Annotated in this window: 18 protein-coding genes and 1 riboswitch; of the genes, 8 read left to right on the top strand and 10 right to left on the bottom strand. The window is 55.9% G+C overall.

The window, feature by feature from the left end; all coding sequences use genetic code 11:
- The first annotated feature begins 2 nt into the window (after positions 1-2).
- From amaB to ACTU44_RS02925, 3 genes are all read left to right on the top strand, one after another.
- Positions 3-1,502 (top strand): L-piperidine-6-carboxylate dehydrogenase, encoded by a 1,500-nt coding sequence (gene amaB, locus ACTU44_RS02915; RefSeq protein ID WP_181850138.1) that lies wholly within the window; start codon positions 3-5, stop codon positions 1,500-1,502.
- Positions 1,503-1,614: 112 nt separating this feature from the next.
- Positions 1,615-1,869 carry a CopG family ribbon-helix-helix protein gene (locus ACTU44_RS02920; RefSeq protein ID WP_462096617.1) on the top strand — a complete coding sequence of 85 codons (255 nt, stop codon included), beginning with the start codon at positions 1,615-1,617 and terminating at the stop codon, positions 1,867-1,869.
- Positions 1,869-2,153: a type II toxin-antitoxin system RelE/ParE family toxin gene (locus tag ACTU44_RS02925; protein WP_462096618.1), complete on the top strand. Its 285-nt coding sequence runs from the start codon at positions 1,869-1,871 to the stop codon at positions 2,151-2,153. The genes ACTU44_RS02920 and ACTU44_RS02925 overlap by 1 nt, the downstream gene beginning before the upstream one ends.
- A 57-nt stretch (positions 2,154-2,210) precedes the next feature.
- Here ACTU44_RS02925 and ACTU44_RS02930 read toward each other — a convergent pair whose 3' ends face one another.
- The 5 genes from ACTU44_RS02930 to ACTU44_RS02950 form a co-directional block, all read right to left on the bottom strand.
- Positions 2,211-2,816 carry a superoxide dismutase gene (locus tag ACTU44_RS02930; RefSeq protein WP_114096533.1) on the bottom strand — a complete coding sequence of 202 codons (606 nt, stop codon included), beginning with the start codon at positions 2,814-2,816 and terminating at the stop codon, positions 2,211-2,213.
- Between the two features lie 342 nt (positions 2,817-3,158).
- A complete protein-coding gene (locus ACTU44_RS02935; RefSeq protein WP_258548584.1) occupies positions 3,159-3,467 on the bottom strand; it encodes a hypothetical protein in 309 nt (102 codons plus the stop codon).
- A gap of 240 nt (positions 3,468-3,707) precedes the next feature.
- Positions 3,708-4,334, bottom strand: coding sequence for a thiamine phosphate synthase (thiE, locus tag ACTU44_RS02940; RefSeq protein WP_462096619.1), 627 nt, complete (start codon positions 4,332-4,334; stop codon positions 3,708-3,710).
- Positions 4,331-5,140 (bottom strand): hydroxyethylthiazole kinase, encoded by an 810-nt coding sequence (gene thiM / locus ACTU44_RS02945; protein ID WP_462096620.1) that lies wholly within the window; start codon positions 5,138-5,140, stop codon positions 4,331-4,333. Before thiM ends, thiE begins: the two co-directional genes overlap by 4 nt.
- A gap of 75 nt (positions 5,141-5,215) precedes the next feature.
- Positions 5,216-5,333, bottom strand: a riboswitch (TPP riboswitch).
- Positions 5,334-5,458: 125 nt separating this feature from the next.
- Positions 5,459-7,837 carry a Tex family protein gene (locus ACTU44_RS02950; RefSeq protein WP_114096537.1) on the bottom strand — a complete coding sequence of 793 codons (2,379 nt, stop codon included), beginning with the start codon at positions 7,835-7,837 and terminating at the stop codon, positions 5,459-5,461.
- A 250-nt stretch (positions 7,838-8,087) separates the two neighbouring features.
- On the opposite strand from ACTU44_RS02950, the gene ACTU44_RS02955 reads away from it, so the two are divergent.
- A complete protein-coding gene (locus ACTU44_RS02955; RefSeq protein ID WP_114096538.1) occupies positions 8,088-8,360 on the top strand; it encodes a DUF1674 domain-containing protein in 273 nt (90 codons plus the stop codon).
- A gap of 87 nt (positions 8,361-8,447) precedes the next feature.
- Here ACTU44_RS02955 and rpe read toward each other — a convergent pair whose 3' ends face one another.
- Both rpe and ACTU44_RS02965 read right to left on the bottom strand, forming a co-directional pair.
- Entirely contained in the window at positions 8,448-9,113 is a 666-nt protein-coding gene (gene rpe / locus ACTU44_RS02960) for a ribulose-phosphate 3-epimerase (RefSeq protein ID WP_462096621.1), read from the bottom strand.
- Positions 9,114-9,245: 132 nt separating this feature from the next.
- Positions 9,246-10,592: an RsmB/NOP family class I SAM-dependent RNA methyltransferase gene (locus tag ACTU44_RS02965; protein ID WP_462096622.1), complete on the bottom strand. Its 1,347-nt coding sequence runs from the start codon at positions 10,590-10,592 to the stop codon at positions 9,246-9,248.
- 221 nt (positions 10,593-10,813) lie between these two features.
- Between ACTU44_RS02965 and ACTU44_RS02970 the strand changes: the two genes are divergently transcribed.
- The 4 genes from ACTU44_RS02970 (at position 10,814) to purH (ending at position 17,444) form a co-directional block, all read left to right on the top strand.
- On the top strand, positions 10,814-11,827 hold the full coding sequence (locus tag ACTU44_RS02970) for an MraY family glycosyltransferase (protein WP_462096623.1): 1,014 nt from the start codon (positions 10,814-10,816) through the stop codon (positions 11,825-11,827).
- Positions 11,828-11,952: 125 nt separating this feature from the next.
- Positions 11,953-13,914, top strand: coding sequence for a polysaccharide biosynthesis protein (locus tag ACTU44_RS02975; RefSeq protein ID WP_114096542.1), 1,962 nt, complete (start codon positions 11,953-11,955; stop codon positions 13,912-13,914).
- Positions 13,915-14,112: 198 nt separating this feature from the next.
- Positions 14,113-15,519 (top strand): 2-oxoadipate dioxygenase/decarboxylase HglS, encoded by a 1,407-nt coding sequence (gene hglS, locus ACTU44_RS02980; RefSeq protein WP_462096624.1) that lies wholly within the window; start codon positions 14,113-14,115, stop codon positions 15,517-15,519.
- 347 nt (positions 15,520-15,866) lie between these two features.
- On the top strand, positions 15,867-17,444 hold the full coding sequence (gene purH, locus ACTU44_RS02985) for a bifunctional phosphoribosylaminoimidazolecarboxamide formyltransferase/IMP cyclohydrolase (protein WP_462096625.1): 1,578 nt from the start codon (positions 15,867-15,869) through the stop codon (positions 17,442-17,444).
- 71 nt (positions 17,445-17,515) lie between these two features.
- Here the strand turns inward: purH and ACTU44_RS02990 are convergent, their stop codons facing one another.
- From ACTU44_RS02990 to ACTU44_RS03000, 3 genes are read right to left on the bottom strand one after another with little or no spacing between them, the layout of a single operon-like run.
- Positions 17,516-18,955, bottom strand: a complete 1,440-nt coding sequence (locus ACTU44_RS02990) for a heme biosynthesis protein HemY (protein WP_114096545.1) — start codon at positions 18,953-18,955, stop codon at positions 17,516-17,518.
- On the bottom strand, positions 18,952-20,397 hold the full coding sequence (locus ACTU44_RS02995) for a COG4223 family protein (protein WP_462096626.1): 1,446 nt from the start codon (positions 20,395-20,397) through the stop codon (positions 18,952-18,954). Before ACTU44_RS02995 ends, ACTU44_RS02990 begins: the two co-directional genes overlap by 4 nt.
- A 40-nt stretch (positions 20,398-20,437) precedes the next feature.
- Positions 20,438-21,172 carry a uroporphyrinogen-III synthase gene (locus ACTU44_RS03000; protein ID WP_114096882.1) on the bottom strand — a complete coding sequence of 245 codons (735 nt, stop codon included), beginning with the start codon at positions 21,170-21,172 and terminating at the stop codon, positions 20,438-20,440.
- Positions 21,173-21,186 lie beyond the last annotated feature (14 nt).

Here is a 21,186-nt window from a genome sequence, read left to right on the forward strand (position 1 = left end):
CTGTGAGTTTCAAATCCATCCTGACCGAGCTTGGTCTGACTGACGCCGAGATCGCCAATGGCACCCTTAAGGTCCAGACCCCGGTTGACGGGTCCGAGATTGCGGTTGTTGCTGAAACCGATCCGGCCGAGATGACCGACATCATCAGCAATGCCAAAAAGGCATTCGGTGCATGGCGTCAGGTTCCGGGTCCGCGTCGCGGTGAACTGGCCCGTCTTCTGGGCGAAGAACTGCGCGCTGCCAAGGAACCGCTGGGCCGTCTGGTGTCGCTTGAATGCGGCAAGATCTATCAGGAAGGTCTTGGTGAAGTTCAGGAAATGATCGATATCTGCGATTTCGCAGTCGGTCTGTCGCGTCAGCTTTATGGTCTGACCATCGCATCCGAACGTCCGGGCCACAAAATGATGGAAACCTGGCATCCGCTGGGTGTCGTTGGCGTGATTTCGGCGTTCAACTTCCCGGTTGCGGTCTGGTCCTGGAACACCGCGCTTGCGCTGGTTTGCGGTAACGCCGTGATCTGGAAACCGTCGGAAAAGACCCCGCTGACCGCCCTTGCCTGCCAGAAAATCTTTGAAAAGGCACTGGCGAAATTCGGTGATGCGCCCGAAGGCCTGCATCAGATCGTCATCGGTGATCGCAAGATCGGCGAAGCCATGACCGACAGCCACGACGTGGCACTGGTTTCGGCAACCGGTTCGACCCGCATGGGCCGCGAAGTTGCCCCGCGTGTTGCCGAACGTTTTGGCCGCACCATTCTGGAACTTGGCGGCAACAACGCCATGATCGTAACCCCGTCGGCCGATCTTGATATGACCGTTCGCGCGGTTGTGTTCTCGGCTGTTGGTACCTGTGGTCAGCGTTGCACCTCGCTTCGTCGTCTGATCGTTCACAAGGACATCAAGGATCAGCTGCTTCCGAAAATCGTTGCTGCCTACAAGTCGGTCAAAATCGGTGATCCGCTTGCCGATGGCACCCTTGTTGGTCCGCTGATCGATGAAGACAGCTTCAACAACATGCAGACTGCCCTTGCCAATGCCAAGAAAGATGGTGGCGTTGTGCATGGTGGCGAACGCGTGCTGGAATCTGAATATCCGAACGCCTTCTATGTCAGCCCGTCTGTGGTTGAAATGCCGGCTCAGACCGAGACGGTCCGTAACGAGACCTTTGCTCCGATCCTTTATGTCATGACCTATGAAACCCTGGAAGAAGCCATCGCGCTTCAGAACGGTGTGCCGCAGGGCCTGTCATCTTGCATCTTCTCGACCGATGTTCGTGAAACCGAACTGTTCCTGTCGGCAGTTGGTTCCGATTGCGGTATTGCCAACGTCAATATCGGCCCGTCGGGTGCAGAAATCGGCGGTGCGTTCGGTGGCGAGAAAGAAACCGGTGGCGGTCGTGAATCGGGTTCGGATGCCTGGAAAGGTTACATGCGTCGTGCGACCAACACGATCAACTATTCCCGCGAGCTGCCGCTGGCTCAGGGCATCAAATTCGATATCTGATCACTCGTCCGATCAGGTTCGATCCAAACCCCGCCAGTTCGCTGGCGGGGTTTTTATTTGCTTCCGATTGCGATAGAATACGTTGTATTACATCGCAATCGGAAGGTCGGTCATGAGCAAAGATACAATGGCGGTGCGTGTTGATGCAGATTTGCGCAAGCGGCTTGATAAGCTTGCTGATGCATTCGGGCAGACACGTTCAAGCATCATCAATGATGCTCTTCGGCAATACGCCGATCATCAGGAATGGCAAGTGAACCTGATTGCGGATCGTGCGCGCAGCATTGCCGAGGGTCGCGCAACATTGATTGATCATGAAGATGTGCTTGCCACTTTTGAGCAACGTTTTGCAGACAAGCATTCCTGATGCGCATTCGGTGGGACAGTCGGGCTATTGATGACCTGCGCGATATCCTTGACTACATAGAGGATCGCAATCCAACCGCAGCCCTCAGAACCTATCAGTTGATATCAGGTTCTGTTTCCCAGCTTGCCACCCATCCCTTCATAGGTCGTGTCGGACGCGTGGAACAAACACGCGAAATGATCGTGAATGGCACGCCCTATCTTGTTGCCTATGGCCTTGAAGAAGATACGGTGACCATAATTGCGGTGTTGCATACAGCACGACGTTGGCCTGACGAGTTTTAAAAAAAAACGGCCCCCGAAGGAGCCGCTTTCTTTAATCTTGTCTCAAAGCAGGGCTGATTAGCCAGCTTTGGAGAAGCGCTCTGCGACATATTCCCAGTTTACCAGGCTGTCGAGGAAAGCTTTGACATAGTCCGGACGCGCGTTGCGGTAATCGATGTAGTAGGAATGTTCCCAAACATCACAACCGAGCAGCGGGGTCTGACCATGAACCAGCGGGTTTTCCGCGTTCGGGGTTTTGGTCACAACCAGTTTGCCCGACTTGTCCATTGCCAGCCAGCACCAGCCCGAACCGAACTGGGTAACGCCAGCCTGAATGAAGGCTTCCTTGAAGGCATCAACAGAGCCGAAATCTTCGACGATTTTCTTTTCCAGTTCGCCCGGAATGTTACCGCCGCCGTTTTTCTTCATCATCTGCCAGAACTCGATATGGTTCCAGTGCTGGGCAGCGTTGTTGAACAGGCCTGCTTTGGAAGCGTCGCCATAGGATGCAACAACGACTTCTTCGAGCGACTTGCCTTCAAGGCCCGAACCTTCGAGCAGCTTGTTGCCGTTCACAACGTATGCGTTGTGGTGCTTGTCATGGTGAAACTCAAGGGTTTCAGACGACATGACCGGTGCAAGCGCGTCATATGCATACGGAAGTGCTGGGAGTTCAAATGCCATGATACAGTTCCTCGACTTTCATTATTGGTCTGTGCGGTAACGCAACATATCCCTTTTTGCACCTTGGGTGAAAGTGAAAATCCCGTGCAACCTGTTGGAAACCTTTGTTGCAGGGATCATTTCCCCGGGCAGGGAGGGTGCCTCTGGGCCTTTATCTAGCTTGATGGGCCCGTTATGCAATGCGCTCTCTGGAAATTGCCGGGAAATCGGCGATCAAGTGCGAATATGGCGTTGCGCATTCTGATGACTAAACAGTCGGGCGGGCGAAACGTTCCAGAGATTTGTCGAAAAATTTTCGACTTCGAGTCTCATCGGTTTAACTTGCCGAGCAAGTGCGAGGGCCTATTCCTTATAAAGCGCATTGCGATGCTCGATATCGGTGCCATTGCGAATCATGACGGCATATTCGCCGGTTGGCAGCGACGAGATATCAAGCTTGCATGGAAAGGTATGGCAGTCCCGATCGAGCGCGATTGTCCCGTCCTGATGGGTCAGGATGACTTCACCGGCCGGTTTTTCAGAATTGATTGTAACGCTATCAGTTGTCGGTTTCGGCGCAATCCGGATTGCAGCCACAGCGGCTGTTGTTCCTGTCAGGATACAGATCAGGGCAATGGCAACCGGCTTTTTGCTGCGCATAGATTTCAACATGACATCCCTCGCGCTTGTGTGCATCGTTCTCATGAAACCAAGATGCACCCCGAAGCCGGAGAATTAGCGGCGCAATTGAGGCATTTCCGTGCGGTTTCGTGCAAGTCGCGAGGGGCAGCCATGCGCGCGCCCCAAAATCACCCCCTGCCAGACGGGGTGATCGGGCAGGGGATGAAAGTATTCAGGACCGTCGGCGCAATCGCGACCCTGTCTTTAGGATATTGATATCGATGGGCTATTTCAGTGCCGCAATCGCATCGGCGATGGCACGGGTGGCGCCTTCGGGGTCGGGTTGGCCGCAAATGGCCGATACAACCGCAATGCCATTGGCCCCGGCGCCAAAGATCGGTTCGACATGATTTTTTTCAGACCGCCAATGGCAACAGAAGGCAGACCGGCGATCTTTACCAGATCAGCCAGACCATCAAATCCGATGGCGGGTTTATGGTCGGGTTTGGTTGATGTGGCAAAGACCGGGCCGATGCCGACATAGTCGACAATGCCCGGGTCGACCTTGCGTGCGACCGTTTCATCCTCGATCGAAAGGCCGATGATCTTGTCACGTCCCAGTCGTTCACGGGCCGTTTGGGATGGCAAATCATCCTGACCGACATGCAGCCCGTCTGCGCCAATCGCAATTGCGGCTTCGATATCGTCATTGACGATAAGCGGGACCCCGGTGCCAGCCATGGCTTCGATCAGTTCCCGGCCAATGCGAATAAGCCCCTCGGTCCCGGCCTTTTTATCGCGAAGCTGAACGATGGTTGCACCACCCGCGATGGCTGCCATGGTTGTTTCAACCATCGAATGGGTGCGGCACAGATCGGGATCAAGCACCAGATAAAGCGACAGATCAAAGGATTTCATAGGGCCTCAATGCGTGCAGTGTCGTTAAAGGTTGTGGCGTCAAGATTATGAAGCCCGTCAACAAAGGCCGTCATGAAAGATGCCGGGCCGTTTGCGGATTGCGCGGCAATGCTTCCGGCAACGGCAAAATTGGTCAGGGCGGCAATAGTGGCCTCAAACGCCTGATCTTTGGCAATCGCGACATAGGCCCCAACAAGTCCGGTCAACGCACAGCCCATGGCGGTGATTTTCGGCATCAGCGGCGAACCACCGGCAATACGAACCGCACGGGTGCCATCGGTGACAAAATCGATCTCGCCGGTTACTGCGACAACGGCTTTCTGTGCATTGGCAAGGGCGCGTGCAGCACCTTCGGCCTGTTCAACGGGATCGCCACTATCGACGCCCTGACCGGCACTTTGTCCACCGGCAAGGGCGATGATTTCGGACGCGTTGCCGCGAATGACGGTCGGCTTCAGTTTCAGCAATTCTGCGACAACGTCGCGGCGATACCGGGTCGCGAAATGCGCCACCGGGTCAAGCACCCAGGGCTTTCCGGCCGCATTGGCGGATTGGGCCGCGGCAATCATGCCTTCGACCCAGTGGGGTGACAGGGTGCCGATATTGACCGTCAATGCACTGGCAATTGCGGCAAATTCACCGGATTCTTCGGGGGTATGCACCATCGCGGGCGATGCACCGGCTGCCAGCAGGACATTGGCGGCATAGTTCATTGCGACATAGTTGGTGATGCAATGGACCAGCGGATTGGTCGCACGCATCTTTTCAAACAGGGCGGTGGCGGTTGAGGAAAGATCAGTCGTCATGTCGAGGCTCCAATGCAGCAAATTCAAGTGCGTTTGGAGACCCAGTTCGAAGTCGGAAAGATGGAGAACGCCGGAAAATCGCGTTCACACCGTCCCTACGCCAGTATGAACTGGATCAGGTTCAACGGGTCACTGCGCTGATTTTCACACGGCAGTTTCTCAGCCCCCTGACGGGGCTCCCCTTGGTGAGTGCTCAAAATGGGTTTTAATCCGCTTTCTGTCAATTCATCCCGTTGGTCCTGGTGCCTGAATATGAAAATGGCGAGACAGCCCAGGCCATCCCGCCATTTGAAAGATCATCCCGATGGTTGATTGCAGTTATTTGCGACGTTCCATCGCGGCCTTAAGGGCAGCTGCCATCGCGCCCCCGGCATCACCGCCGGAATTTCCGCCATTGCCGCGATTTGCATTGCCTGTGTTGTTGCGCGGGCCCGATGATTGTTGCGGGCGTCCGCCACCATGGCCACCGCGCGGGGCACCCCCGGCAGTGTCATTGCGGCGTTCACGCGTGCCTTCGTAATCCGGGGCCGATTTCATCGAAAGACCGATACGTTTGCGCGGTGCGTCGACTTCCATGACGGTGACCGAAACGATCTGACCGGCCTTGACCACCTGACGCGGGTCATCGACGAATTTATCGGCCAGCTGCGAGATATGGACAAGGCCATCCTGATGCACGCCGATATCAACAAAGGCACCAAAATTGGTAACGTTGGTCACCGTACCTTCAAGCTTCATGCCGGTGCGCAGATCCTTGATTTCATTTACGCCCTCGGCGAATTTGGCGGTCTTGAATTCCGGACGCGGGTCACGACCGGGTTTATCAAGCTCGGCAATGATGTCGCGGATGGTTGGCACACCGAAAGTCTCGTCGGCGAAATCTTCGGGACGCAGCGTTTTGATAAAGGCCGAGTCGCCAATCAGGCTTGCCAGCGGCCGGGATGCCTTGGCACTGATCTTTTCGACCAGCGGATAGGCTTCCGGGTGTACGGCCGATGCATCAAGCGGGTTCTGTGCCCCGCGAATACGCAAGAAGCCTGCGCACTGTTCAAACGCCTTTGGCCCCAGACGTTCGACCTTTTTTAGATCGGCACGCGACTGGAACGCCCCGTTTGAATCGCGATAGCCGACAATATTGCGGGCCAGCGTTTCGGTCAGACCCGCCACGCGGGTCAAAAGCGGGATGGATGCGGTGTTAAGGTCAACACCAACCCCGTTCACGCAATCCTCGACCACGGCATCAAGGGATCGTGCCAGTTTGGTTTCAGACACATCGTGCTGATACTGACCGACACCGATGGATTTCGGTTCGATCTTGACCAGTTCGGCCAGCGGGTCCTGCAAACGGCGCGCAATCGAGGCCGCACCACGTAGCGACACATCAAGATCAGGGAATTCTTCGGCGGCGAACTGGGATGCGGAATAAACCGACGCCCCGGCCTCGTTGACGATGACCTTGGTGGCCTTAAGGGCCGGGAAACGTTTCAGCATCTGACCGGCAAGTTCATCGGTCTCGCGCGAGAACGTACCATTGCCAATGGCGATCAGTTCGATCTGATGGCGCGCGGCAAGGGCCGCCATCGTGTTGATCGCACCTTCGACGTCATTGCGCGGCTGGAACGGATAGACAGTAGCGGTATCCACCAGCTTGCCGGTGGCATCGACAACGGCAACCTTAACCCCGGTGCGAACGCCCGGATCAAGACCCATGGTGGCTTTCTGACCCGCAGGTGCCGCCAGAAGAAGGTCCTTGAGGTTGTCGGCAAAGACCTTGATCGCACCTTCTTCGGCGCTATCGCGAAGGGTGCCAAACAGATCAAGCTCGATCGACAGCGACAATTTGACACGCCAGGTCCAGCGCACCGTATCAACCAGCCACTTATCCGCCGCACGGCCCTTATCGGCAATGCCGACATGGGCAGCGATCATGATTTCGGCCCGGCCCGGCTGGCTGCGCGGACGATCTTCATCCTCTTTGCCAAGGGTCAGTTTCAGCTGAAGGATATCTTCGTTGCGACCCCGGAAAAGGGCCAGCGCACGGTGCGACGGGCAGGTTTTGATTTTTTCGGAATGCTCGAAATAGTCGGAAAACTTTGCGCCCTCGGCCTGTTTGCCTTCGACGACCGATGCGGTGATTTCGCCTTCGTTCCACAGATGGTTACGCAGCTTGGCGACCAGATCGGCATCCTCGGCAAAGCGTTCCATCAGAATCTGACGGGCACCATCAAGGGCGGCTTTGCTATCTTCGACGCCTTTTTCAGCATCGACGAATTTCGCAGCCTCGGTTTCCGGATCAAGGGTCGGGTCATTGAACAGGCTGTCGGCCAGCGGTTCCAGACCTGCTTCGCGGGCGATCTGGGCTTTGGTCCGACGCTTTTTCTTGTATGGAAGATAAAGGTCTTCAAGGCGGGTCTTGGTGTCAGCCTCGTTAATCGCGGCTTCCAGTTCCGGGGTCAGTTTTTCCTGCTCGCGGATGCTTTCAAGAACCGATGCGCGACGTTCTTCAAGCTCGGTCAAATAGCGAAGACGTTCTTCCAGCGTACGCAACTGAGTATCATCAAGCCCGCCGGTTTTTTCCTTGCGGTAACGGGCGATAAACGGAACGGTCGAGCCTTCATTAAGCATCTCGATGGTGGCAATGACCTGTTCCGGACGAACCGAAAGTTCTTCGGCGATACGCTGGGGAATTGGACGCATGGTTTCTCCTTGTTTTGCTCGTCTGCCTGAAATAGCGGCTTTGGGCTCCCACGGAAAGAGTCTGTTTTCCCCAAAATTTTGCCAAAGCGCGGATCGCGATTCAGTGTTTGATTCCAAAGGACTGAAATCCCATGCGTTTTGTGCGGTTCGGATGCGCCGGACCAAAGCTTGCGGGCCGGGACTGATGACGCTATTTCTTTGGCAAATGTGAATTCAAGAGCGCGCAAGCGTGCAAAGCAGGAGAAACCGGATGGCCGGAAAGTTCCGCGAGACCGTCATTCATAATGTCGCGCCCAAAGAAAAGGCCGAACCGCAAGCCGATGCCAATCCGGCAGATCAGGCAGGCGAGATCGCTGGTGCCGACGTTGCCCCGCAATTGTCGCAAGATGCGATCAATGCACTGGCCGAAGCAAAGGCGTTCAAGGAAGCCGCTGCCAAGGCCCGGGAAATCGGTGGTCCCAAAGGCCCGGAACCAACACGCTTTGGCGATTGGGAAAACAAGGGCCGCTGTATCGATTTCTGATCGGCGATGGTCCATATCAAGATATGAAAAAGGCCGGAGCATCATGCTCCGGCCTTTTGTCATTTCAGGCGATCAGCGTTCTACGATTTACGCGCCGCGGATTGCCTTGATGTTGTTGGCATATTCGGACGGGCCGCCTTTGAAGGTTGCCGATCCTGCGACCAGAACGTTTGCACCAGCAGCGATGACCTGCGGAGCGATTTCCGGGTTCACACCGCCATCGACTTCAAGGTCGATCTCACGGCCGGTCGCGTCGATCATCTTGCGGATGCGCTTGATTTTCTCAAGCTGGCTCGGAATGAATTTCTGACCACCAAAGCCCGGGTTCACGGTCATGACCAGAACCAGATCAACCATGTCCATGACATATTCAATGACACTTTCCGGCGTCGACGGGTTCAGCGACACACCGGCCTTTTTGCCCAGTGACTTGATCAGCTGAAGCGAACGATGCAGGTGCGGGCCTGCCTCGGCATGGATGGTGATGATATCGGAACCGGCATTGGCGAAGGCTTCGATATAGGGATCGACCGGCGCAATCATCAGATGCACGTCAAACACCTTGTCGGAATGCGGGCGCAGTGCCTTGACCACGTCCGGGCCGATGGTGATGTTGGGCACATAATGGCCGTCCATCACATCAATATGGATATAGTCGGCGCCAGCTGCGTCAACAGCGCGGACATCAACGCCCAGCTGGGCGAAATCGGCCGAAAGGATCGAAGGTGCGATTTTAATGTTCGACGTGGTCATGCGTCACGGGTCCTGAAGCAATGCGGGATATGGGAAATTCGGGCTTCTCATAACCCAAATCGGACGCCCTGTCACCCGAATGGGGCTCATGGCTGCCTTGTTTGCGCGTCTGGCGGTTATTCTGACTCGAAATCAGGCCTTTTTGACAAGCCGGGCACAGAAAAAGCCGTCCATGCCGCCAAAATCCTGCATATGGATTGGCAGAACACGCAGTTCCCCGGCACCGTTGATGGCCTCGTCCCAGCCGCCAAGTTCCGTGGCGGTGATGGGTTTGCGTTCATAATTCGGATGATCGGCCAGGAATGATTTGACCTGATGTTCGCCTTCTTCGGGTTGCAGCGAACAGGTGCAATAGATCAGCTCCCCACCAACATTCAGAAGCTTGTCGGCCTGATTAAGCAGCTTGGTCTGAATTGGCAAAAGCGAACGCATCAGTTTGTCATTCTGACGCAGCAAAATATCAGGATGGCGGCGAATGGTGCCGGTTGCCGAACAGGGCGCATCCAGAAGAACCGCATCAGCACGCGGGGTGTCGGGGGCCAGATCGGTGGCATCCCCGGTGACAACTGCCGCCCCCAATGCAACGCGTTCAAGATTTTCAAAAACGCGTTTCAGGCGGCCTTCGGATTTATCAACCGCAATCGCACTCGCACCAAGGGATGCCAACTGCATGGTTTTGCCGCCCGGTGCGGCACAAAGATCATAGATCGTCTTGCCCTTATAGGCCGAAAACAGGGTTGCCGGGATGGCGGCGGCGGCATCCTGCACCCACCAGTCGCCATCGCGATAACCCGGAAGGTCGCGAATACGACGACCGCTTTCAAGGCGGACCGAACCGGTCGGAAGAACAAGGCCATCCATCTTTTCGGCCCACTCGGCAGAGGTGCTGCGATCCTTGATCGACAGGTCGAGCATGGCGTGGCCAAGGCTTGCCTCGGCAATGGCCTGTGCGGTTTCGGCGCCATAGGCTTTCTTCCACGACCCGCGCAGCCATGCCGGGATGTTAAGTTGCCAGTCTTCGACACCTTCGGGCCATTCAAAGCCGTCACGCTGCAATCCGCGAAGAACTGCGTTGATCAGTTTGGTGTATTTGTGCAGACCCGCATCACGGGCCAGATTGACCGTACTGTCGACCGCCCCGTAATCAGACGTATCCATAAAGAACAGCTGTGCCACACCAAGTCGCAGGATGTTGGTCAGGCGCGCAGCAACGCGGTCTTGCGGCGGCTGATAACGCGGGGCCAGAACGGCATCGATTTCGCCCAGATGGCGCAGCGTGGTCCCAAGCAACTGACGCAGGAAATTGCGATCAAGTGATGGCATGCCATAGCCATGCTTTGACAGAAGTTCGTCCAGGGTCACTTCGCCGCCACGCAATTCCTGCAATGTTTTAAGTGCAAGCATACGCGGATCGGGTGCCTCGACCGGCTGTTTGCGCGGGGCATTGCGTAGTGCTGGACGGGAACGACGTTCTGTCAAAGGGATATCTCCGGTTTCGTGTTGTCTCGTGTAGTTAAGGCCGCCATGGCCAAGTGTAAAGCATCAAGCGTGTGTTTGAACGGCATGGCAGCCTTGTGTGACAGGTCATATTAACCGGTATCCGGCCCTGATTTGAGGGTGAAAAACCTTGCGATCAGGGGGCTGTCCGGCTAATCCAGACGGATCAGTTTACACCGATCAGGGACAGGGGCGCCCAAACGATGACTTTCGCCGGACTTGCGACCTTTTCGAGCATCTTTCTGATTGGCTCGATGTTGCTAACCTGGGTGGTTTTGAACTATCTGCGGCGCAAGGCGATCCTTGATATGCCGAACCATCGGTCCAGTCACGCGGTGCCAACCCCGCGCGGTGGCGGATTGGCGGTTACCCCGCTTCTGATTATTCTGGTTGCTGTTGTCTTTATCCATACCGGCGTTACGGCGATCAGTCACTGGCTGATGTTGGCCGCAGCAGCCGGTCTTGGTTTGTTAAGCTGGCTTGATGATCGCCATGATCTGTCGGCAGCGGTGCGTTTTGCCCTGCAATTCGTTGCGGTGATTATTGGTGTCTTTGCCATCGACAAGCCGGTTCTGGGCGGGATTGTGCCGATCTGGCTTGATCATGTTCTGGTGGTGTTTGCCTGGGTCTGGTTCATCAATCTGTTTAATTTCATGGACGGGATTGATGGCATTTCCGGTGTCGAGGCCGGATCAATAGGACTTGGCGTTTTCATTCTCGCGCTTTTGGTGCCGCTGCCGCAGTTTATCGGACTTGGCTATATCGGGCTTGGCATCCTTGCGATCATGATCGGGTTCCTGATCTGGAACTGGCATCCGGCGAAGCTGTTTCTTGGCGATGTCGGATCGGTGCCGCTTGGCTTTGTTCTGGGCTGGATGCTTTTGGATCTGGCATCCCAGGGGGCGTGGGTGGTGGCGCTTATCCTGCCGTCCTATTACCTGTTTGATGCGACCTTTACCCTGATCAAGCGGGCGTTACGTCGCGAAAAAATCTGGCAGGCCCATCGCGAACATTTCTATCAGTTAGCCATCCAGCGCGGATTTTCCCATGCGCGGGTTTCCACCATGATCGCGATCAGCAACCTGATCCTGATCGGGGTGTGTTTTGCGCAAAGTGAAACACCCGACTGGATGCGGGTAATTGCCGCGATGATCATTGTCCTGTCACTGGTTGGCATGATGGTTCGCATGCCGGTCAAAGGCCGGTCGGAGCCGTGATTGCGGTGACGCGGATGCGCATTGCTTGACTTGTTTCCGGGCGGGCGCGAAAAGAAAGCCTTATCCGCGCGGTATCAAGCGGGTATATCCTTTGACTAAATAGAAAACTGCCGTTTAGGGACCGCATGTCGCGCATTTTACAGCGAAGCCATATTGCCTTTGCCCATGATGTTTTCATGGCTGCAATTTCATTTCCGCTGGCCCTGTATCTGCGGGTTGGCGATGGCGTGCGTTTCTATGCGACGGAAAACATTCTGTTTTCGGCAGGCCTGTTTACACTGATTGCGGCGGCATCATTCTGGTATTTCGGTCTTTATCGCGGCATCTGGCGCTATGCGTCACTCAATGATCTGACCCGTATTGCCAAGGCCGTTTCGGTCGCAGTTGCGGTCCTGTTCCTTGTGCTGTTTTTGACCACGCGCCTTGACTGGATGCCGCGTTCGGCCCCGATCATTCAATGGTTTCTGTTGATGGCGTTGCTGGGCGGGGCGCGCCTGACCTATCGAATTGCCAAGGATAAATCGACTGCGCGGGCACTGGTGCGTCAGGGAACGACGCGTCTGCCGGTCCTGTTGATTGGCGCAGGTGACGAGGCCGAGGCCTTTATTCGTGAAACCGAGCGTTCCTCAGACACGCCGTTCAAGGTTGTCGGTATTGTGTCACTGACCGAGGGGCGTGTCGGGCGTAACATGCATGGCGTGGATGTTCTTGCAACGGTCGACAAGCTTGAAGAGGTCATCAACAAGCTTGAAATCAGCAAGCATGGCCTGCCGCGCCGACTGGTTCTGACCGGTGATGCGCTGCGCCATGAAGACAATGTCAAATGGGTCGAGATTGCCGAACGTTTTGGCATGACGTTGGCCCGCCTGCCAAAGCTTGGTGATTTGCGCGAAGGTTTGGCTGATCCGCTGCAAATTCGCCCTGTTGCCATCGAAGACCTTTTGGGGCGTCCGCAGGCCCGCCTTGATCGCGACCGTGTGCGCGAGATGATTGGCGGCAAGCGGGTTCTGATTACCGGTGCGGGTGGTTCTATCGGGTCGGAACTGGTGCGCCAGATCGCATCTTACGGTCCGGCCAGCGTCACACTTGTCGATGCCGGGGAATATAATCTTTATGCCATCGATATGGAGATGGCGGAAAAATACCCCGATTTGCCGCGCGAAAGCATTCTGGGTGATGTCCGTGACCGGACCCGGATCGGTCAGGTTTTTGATCGCTATCACCCGGAAATCGTGTTCCATGCTGCGGCCTACAAGCATGTGCCACTGGTCGAACATAACCCCAATGAAGGCATTCTGACCAACACGCTTGGCACACGAAATGTTGCCGAAGCCTGCCGGGCGGCAGGTGTTTCGACCATGGTCCTGATTTCGACTGACAAGGCTGTGAACCCCGCCAATGTGATGGGGGCATCGAAACGTCTGGCCGAATGTTACTGCCAGGCGCTTGAAACCCTTCCGGCGGATCAGCGCGGACCAACGCGCTTTGTCACGGTACGGTTCGGCAATGTTCTTGGCTCGACCGGATCGGTTGTACCGTTGTTCCGTCGCCAGCTTGAAGCTGGCGGGCCGCTGACCGTGACCCACGAAGGTATTACGCGATATTTCATGACGATTGCCGAGGCGGTCGAGCTTGTTCTGCAATCAGCCGAGCTGGGACGTCATGGTGTGACCGATGGCGGGAAAATCTTTGTTCTTGATATGGGGCGGCCGGTCAAAATCATTGATCTGGCACGTCAGATGATCCTGTTGTCAGGGCTGCAACCGGGCAAGGATGTCGAGATCAGGGTGACCGGCCTGCGTCCGGGGGAAAAGCTTTATGAAGAACTGTTTCATGACAGCGAACCACCCGCACCGACCGAGACTGACGGTGTGATGCTGGCAAGCCCGCGTGTTGTCGATTATGCCCTGATCCGGCAGGTGTTTGACGCACTGGAAGACAGCGCAACCAATCGCAACACGCATAAAACCCTTGAGCTGATCAGTCAGCTTGTTCCGGAATTCCAGCCACCGGAAATCGGCGTAAAGTCGATCTTTGCCGATGCATCGGACGATAGCGGTACCGAACAGGCCAGCGGTTCCGTTTAGGGTCGCTGCTTCCACATTCCCAAATTCATGTGACGTCGACTGGTGTGATATTCATTCCGTGGGCGAATGAACTCGTGCGGAATTGTCGTTTGTCATTGCCAAAAGCGGACAATATCTTGCGTTCAGAATGACAAATTGGAATGACCGAGGCGTTTGGCCATTCCGGTTTCTTGCACGATCCGTCTTTTGGAGGCCCACATGTCGGCAAACGCATTTGTCCATCCTGATGAAATCCGTTCGATGTTTTCCAGTGCGATGTCGGACATGTATCGCGCAGAGGTGCCGCAATATGGCACGCTGATGGAGTTGGTTTCTGACATCAATCGGGAAAAGCTCTCAGCCGATCCGGAGCTCCGAGACGGTCTTGCACATAATGACGAGCTTGGTCGCATTGATCTTGAACGCCATGGCGCGATCCGTCTGGGTAAACCCGAAGAGCTGTTTAACATGCGCCGCCTGTTTGCGGTGATGGGCATGCATCCGGTTGGCTATTACGATCTGTCGGTGGCAGGTGTTCCGGTGCATTCAACGGCCTTTCGCCCGATTGATGACGAAGCCCTGCGCCGCAATCCGTTTCGTGTTTTCACATCCCTTCTGCGTCTTGAACTGATCGAGGATGAAGGCCTTCGCACCGAGGCCGAAGCGATCCTAGCGGAGCGCGAAATCTTTACCCCGGACGCGCTGAAACTGATTTATCTGGCAGAAAAGAATGGCGGTCTTGATCGCATTCAGGCCGAACAGTTTGTTGCCGAGGCACTGGAAACATTCCGCTGGCACAGTGATGCGACGGTTTCGCTTGAAACCTATCAGAAGCTTCATGATGCCCATCGTCTGATTGCCGATGTTGTCTGCTTCAAGGGGCCGCATATCAATCACCTGACCCCGCGAACCCTTGATATCGATGCGGTTCAGCGGGATATGCCCAAACGCGGCATATCGCCCAAGGCCATTGTTGAAGGCCCGCCCACCCGCAATTGCCCGATCCTTCTGCGTCAGACCAGCTTCAAGGCGCTTGAAGAACAGGTCTATTTCGTTGGCGGCAGCGCAAAGGGGACGGCTGGTACCCATACCGCACGTTTTGGCGAGATCGAGCAGCGCGGGATTGCCCTGACCGCCGAGGGACGCAAGCTTTATGACACCCTTTTGGCATCTGTCCGTCATGCGGTTCAGGTCAGTGCGGGCGGATCGAATGCGCGCGACTATGAAACCGAACTGGCAGAACGTTTTGCGGCCTTCCCCGATGATTACGAGACACTCCGCGTCGAGAAACTGGCATTCTTCCGCTATAGCGTGACCAAGGCTGGGCGCAATGCGGTGGAAAATGTCGATCTTGAAGCGTCGGTGAATGATCTGGTCGATCAGGGATATCTGCGTGCCGATCCGATCATTTACGAAGACTTCCTGCCGGTCAGTGCGGCGGGCATCTTCCAGTCGAATCTTGGCAGTGACGAACAGAAAAACTATGCCGAACAATCCAATCAGGACGTGTTCGAGCAATGCCTTGGCACGCCGGTTGCCGATGAGCTGGCCCTTTATGCCGCCCACGAGAAGGCATCGCTTGAAGCAGCCCTTGAAACCCTTGGGGTTCAGAAAAACGTTGCCTGATCCTGAACTTGGCAAGAATGAAGCGGGGTGGCCAGAGTGCCACCCCGTTTTCGTTACGGGTACTTGGCTCAGGTGGCGGCTTTGTTAAAAGCCGCCATGCAAGAATTCGGGGTCCACATTTTGCGCTGCACATGGTAAAGCTCCGCGCGAAACATGGTTCGGACTCATTGATCATGTGTCGGCCCGGACCGGAATGACATCATTCTGGTCCCGTTAAAAGGCCGGTCTTGCCCGCAACATTGTCACATTCGCATGCACGAGCAGCCATGCAAGATGATGCTTTGAGGGCCGATATATCATCAATGGGTCCGCAACCTTCATCACATTGATGCATGAAAGCGAACCCAATGACTGCTCGTATTGCGCGCGCGCTTATTTCCGTTTCCGACAAGACCGGTCTGGTCGAATTTGCCAAATCCCTTCATGAACAGGGCGTTGAAATCCTGTCGACTGGCGGCTCCGCCAAGGCGATTGAAGCTGCTGGTATTCCGGTCAAGGAAGTTGCCGATCACACCGGTTTTCCCGAAATCATGGACGGTCGTGTCAAGACTCTTCATCCGAAGATTCACGGCGGCCTTCTGGGCCGCCGTTCTCTTTCCAGCCACATGCAGGCGATGGAAGATAACGAGATTTCCCCGATCGATCTGGTTTGCGTGAACCTTTATCCGTTCGAAGAAACCGTTGCCAAGGGTGCCGATTTTGACACCTGCATCGAAAATATCGATATCGGCGGACCGAGCATGATCCGCTCGGCGGCGAAAAACCATGAATCGGTCACGGTTGTTGTTGACCCGTCTGATTACGCCCGCGTTGTTGCGGAAATGTCAGAAAATAACGGTGCAACCACCGCAGAAACCCGCCGCGTTCTGGCTGCCAAGGCCTTTGCCCGGACTGGTGCCTATGACTCGGCCATTTCAACCTGGTTTGCCGGTCAGCTTGGTGAAACCTTCCCGCAGCGTCTTAATGTTTCGGCCGAACTGAAACAGACCCTGCGTTATGGTGAAAACCCCCATCAGCAGGCCGCGTTCTATACCAACGGTAAAAATCGTCCGGGTGTGGCAACCGCGACCCAGCTTCAGGGCAAGGAACTGTCGTTCAACAACCTGAACGACACCGATGCAGCGTTTGAACTGGTTTCCGAGTTTGACGAAAAACCGGCGGTGGCGATCATCAAGCACGCCAACCCGTGCGGCGTTGCCGAGGGTGCGACCCTGATCGAAGCCTATAACAAGGCGCTGTCTTGTGATCCGGTTTCAGCATTTGGTGGCATCATCGCGGTTAACCGTACCCTGGACAAAGAAACCGCCGAAGAAATCGCCAAGCTGTTTGCTGAAGTCGTGATTTGCCCGGATGCAGATGATGCGGCCAAGGAAGTTCTGGCCGCCAAGAAAAACCTGCGTCTGCTGGTGACCGGTGGCATGGCCGATCCGGAAGGCGAAGACATGACCCTGCGTTCGCTGGCGGGCGGCTACCTGCTTCAGAACCGCGATGCCGGTCGTGTAAAACGTGACGAGCTGAAAGTTGTCACCAAGCGCAAGCCGACTGAGGCGGAGCTTGATGATCTTCTGTTTGCCTTCCGCGTTGGCAAGCACGTCAAGTCAAACGCCATCGTCTATGTCAAAGACGGCAAGACGGTTGGTGTTGGTGCCGGTCAGATGAGCCGCGTTGACAGCTCGCGCATTGCCGCCTGGAAAGCAGAAGAAGCTGGCAAGAATGCCGGTGAAGCTGAACTGCGGACCAAGGGTTCGGTCGTATCGTCCGATGCGTTCTTCCCGTTTGCCGATGGTCTTCTGGCTGCGGTCAAGGCCGGTGCAACGGCAGTGATCCAGCCGGGTGGTTCCATGCGGGATGAAGAAGTCATTGCCGCAGCGGATGAACATGACATTGCCATGGTCTTTACCGGCATGCGTCACTTCCGCCACTAGGCGCGCTTGAGACCAAACTGAAAAACCCCGGGGATTTCCCCGGGGTTTTGTTTTAGGTCGGTTTGCGATGATTATAGCGCGGGTTGACTGCCCTTTGATGGCTGCCCGGTTGTCGCGGCGTCATCATCGTTACTATGATCAATAAGGGTACCATCCTGCTCAATCGCAACAGGTTCTTTGGAATTTGTTGCGTCAGTTGCAGGCTTGGCTGCCGGGTCCTGATGGACGCGCAGTGGTGCACGCCAATCGACACTGCCAAATGAATGACAGGACGGGCAGGACACCACCCAGCGATCTGTTTCCGCACCACAGGCTCCGCACCGCCAATCCGGATCGGGGTTGGCGTGGCTTGCCTTGATCAGAAGGTCACGGGCCTTCGCACCATCCTGATTTTCGCGCAATTCCAGATCGGCCAGAAGACGGTAATGGCGGGCTTCGGCCTTGCTTGCCATGGCCTTTTCAAGATTGCTGCGGGCGATTCCCCAAAGGTCGGCTTCAAGGGCAGCTTCGGCCAGAACGATCTGGCTTTCGACATGGTCGGGATTGGTCGCAACCAGCTTTTCGACCGATTTAACCTGTGCCAGCGGATTGCCGGTCAGGGTTTCACGGTAAATCGCGCCAAGTGCGGCCGACGGGGCAACCCGCCAGCTTTGCGTGACGACTTCGCGGGCCTTGGCATCCTGTTTGATATCGCGATAAAGACCGGCCAGCAACACGGCAGCCCCGGTAAAATCAGCCGAAGCATTCAGTGCCTTGCGCAGGAGTTTGATGGCCTCGGCATTTTCACTGGCCGCAATTGCGTCTTCGGCCTTGGCCGTGATCAATAGCGCACGGCGGCGGGTGAGTTCCTGTTCACCGAAAACAGATGCCTTTTGTGCATCAACCAGAAGGCTAAGCGCTCGATCCCACCGACGCGATGTCAGCAGCAGATCAAACAGCGTGACTATCACAGCCGGGTTGCGCGGGCGCAAACGATGGGCGCGTTCGGCATAATCAAGGGCGGCTTCGCGATCATCGGCCTTAAGGGCCAGTTGCAACAGACCGCGCAGGCCAAAGAATGCCGAGTCCGGTTTTTCAAGCATCGCTTCGAACTGGCGTTTGGCGGCATCGTTATTGCCATCAAGCTCGGCGGCCTGTGCGGTCAACAGGCGCGTCAGCGTATCGTCTTCAAGGTAACGATCAACCGCACGGGTATGTTTAAGCGCCTGACGCACATCACCCGATGCCAGTTCAAGCAGGCCCATGGTCAATGCCTGCTGGCCTTTTTTGCGGCGGCGACTGCCCAGAAGACGCCCGATCCAGCCCGGCGAATTGGCAATCATTGTCCAGCCGCGCCATGCCAGAACCAGCACAACAGTCAGGGCAAGAAGGCCGAGTGCAACCATGCCGATTGACCCGTCAAAGCGATAACCCAGCCAGACAATCGTCATATTGCCGGGATTATCAGCAAACCAGACGGTGCAGAAAACCAGCGCAGCGGTGATGAGGATAAAGGTCAGCAGACGGATCATTGGCTGCCCTCCGCCCCGGTCAGAAGGCCGATGGCGTGGGCGCTTAAGGTCGCGATGGCCGCGTTCAGGGTTTGACGATGTTCCGCCGCACTCAGCCAGTCGCTGACAGCGGCCTGGGCATGTTCGCCCTCAACACCCTGAAGGGCTGCGACTGCGCCATCAAGGTCATCCTGTGCCAGGGCGTTTTCTGCCAGAACAAGACGGCCTTCAAGGGATTCTTCCCCGGCGGCGTCAACGCGACGGATCGGGACCAGTTTCTTGATATTGGCCCATGTCGCATCCAGAACACTGCCCGAATGATCATCAGTTGCGGCTGCAACCGCATCCTGTGCCATGACCGGGAAGGACTGACGCAGTTTTTCGATGGTCGGTGCGCCCTGTTCGGCTAGCGGTTTCAGGGTTTCGATCTGTTCGAGAATGAGCGCGTCATCCCCGGCACTGCGTTCAAGCTGATTAAGGGCAATCATGAATGGTCCACCGCGCTGAAGCGCATCACGCAGGATGGTCACAGCCATGGCAATTGCCTGTCCGCGGCTTTCAACACGCAGGCCTGTGGTTGCACGGACTTCTTCTTCCATGGTCGAAAGGCGGGCCGAGAGTTCGCGCATTTCATTGGCGACACCGGCAAGTTCGCTTTCAACGCGGGCCAGTTCTTCAATCGGTGCCGTACGGGTTTCGATTTCGGCCATGCGGCGGGCGACCGTATTGTTCAGCGTATCGCCACGTTCGCTGTTAAGGCGTTCGCGCAGGGCATTGATCGTGCCTTCAAGGCGCGACAGACGTTCGGTCAGGTCCGGGTCAAGGACAACGGCACCATCGGGGAGTGCTGTACTGTCCGCGATTTGGGAATCCGTTTCCGTAACGTCGGGAAGCGTATCGCCCGTCGTGACTTCGCTGTCGCCCTTTTCGGCCATGGTGGCATCTTCACTTGGTGCCGGAATGGCGTTTGAAGTGTCCTGATTGCTTTCGGGGACCTGTGCGTTGGTGACGGTGACGTCATTGTTTGACGGATTATCGGCGTCAAAGCCGTCCGGGGCAATTTCAGCAAGAATCTCATCGGGCACATATTGCGCCAGATGCGGCTGGGCATCGCGCCACCAGATTGCGCGTGTAAGCCAGCCTGCTGCCAAAGCCCCGACAATGATCAGAACGAACAGAACTAGCGCCTTGCCGCCAGCACCCTTGCGTTTCACAGGTGCTACCGGTTCCGCTGCGGATTTTGCGCCATCCTGTTTTGGATCAGAGGCCGGTTTTTTATCCGTATCGGGCTTTTTTGCACCGGTATCAGTCGACATGCCGGACTTTTCTGCGGGGGCTGCATCCGCCTTTTTGGGGTCCGGGCTGGCATTTCCCTTGCTATCAACGGAAATGGTTTCGGACGGCTGTTCCGTTTCGGTCGATTTGGTGGAAGCGTTGGTTTTTGGCGTTTCTGGTGTTTTCACGATCGGACCATTGCAGTTTGCGGTTATTCCCAGAACGGCGTCAGGTACGGCAAGCCGTTACGACGGACCCTAATAAGGAAAGAAGGTATTCTTGTGTCGGTTGTGATGCAACGTACGTTCTATGCCATGTAAGGTCTGAGATCTTCGATTGCACCGCCGGACTGAGGCAAATTGCACTCACGCCTGACAAATCATCTTCAAGCTTATAGCTGTGCACAAGCTTAACAAAGGTTTCCGCAGTGCGGGGAGAGAAAAATAAAATGACGTCAATATGATGATGGCGAAGTGCAGTCAGCACATCAGGCGAAAGTTCGTCACTGGCGATTGCTTCATAGACGGTCTGCCGGTCGATCTGAAATCCGTCATTGCGCAACATCTCGCCCAGATCACCGGCAGTCTTGCGAGCGGCTGGATGAAAAAGCGGCCCGGATGACGGATCAATTTTTTGGCGAATGAGTGCAGCCAGATCGTGAATGTCACCATTGGCGGATTGAACCGTGGCAAAGCCAAGTTCCCGACACATGCGCGCGGTTGCATCCCCGACGCAAAGTGCGGGCAGGCTGCGATCATTGGTCAGCCGGTCAAAGGCACGAACGCCATTCGCGGAGGTGAATATCAGTGCCTGATAGGGGCTGATATCAAACGGCGTGTCGGTTGCCGGAAAAGAGATGGCAAGCATCGGTGCCGATAAATGACGAAAGCCGCGTGTTTCAAGCGCGGCCAAAAGGTCGGCAGAATCGGTTTCGGGCCGGGTATTTAACACCAAGGGTCCCATCTGCTTTCCCGTCA

Source organism: Thalassospira sp. SM2505 (assembly GCF_054901115.1).